Consider the following 552-nt stretch of genomic DNA (forward strand, 5'->3'; position numbering starts at 1 on the left):
CGGGGGTCTATCATCAGTTCCAGAAAGGAACCCTTCGGTAAAACTCCAATCTGGGGACACTCCACTCGCTCCTTGAGGTCAACGGAGGTTGCTTACATCTCTCCAACAATGGGGATAGATCCTCCGAGTTGCTCGTGGACCATAAGTCCGAGGATTCCCATCATTGCGGCACGTCCGTTGTTCAACTCAATTGCACGCTTGGAGAGCTTGGTCTCAGCATCGAACTTGTCCCAGCCAAAGTCAAGTGCTCCGTTGCGGAAGTCACCGACGAACTCTCCCTCTCCGGTAACGTCCTTCATGACAAAAAGCTCAAGGAAACCGACGAAGGCAACCATTTGTCCAAGACCGGCGCCAGAGATAGCATCAGGTCCAGAGATGGCGGCCCATCCGTTGGGGAAGGAGTCGAAGGAGTTTCCGGCGTAGTCAATGTTTCCGGGGAGGTGGACTCCGGCACGGGTGATGATGTTTCCGAGGAAGGCAAGTTGTGCGATACGTCCGTGCTTGATCTCAACATAACGGAGGCGGTCGAAGCGCTCTTGGTCGGCATCATCG

The 552-nt window shown here is 54.7% G+C and carries 1 protein-coding gene; it reads right to left on the reverse strand.

What is annotated here, in order from left to right:
- Positions 1-92: 92 nt before the first annotated feature.
- On the reverse strand, positions 93-552 hold a 460-nt coding region (locus H9Y04_RS45990), incomplete at its 5' end, for a chlorophyll a/b-binding protein (protein ID WP_187820193.1).

The sequence above is a fragment of the Streptomyces polyasparticus genome, assembly GCF_014493765.1.
Taxonomy (GTDB): domain Bacteria; phylum Actinomycetota; class Actinomycetes; order Streptomycetales; family Streptomycetaceae; genus Streptomyces; species Streptomyces polyasparticus.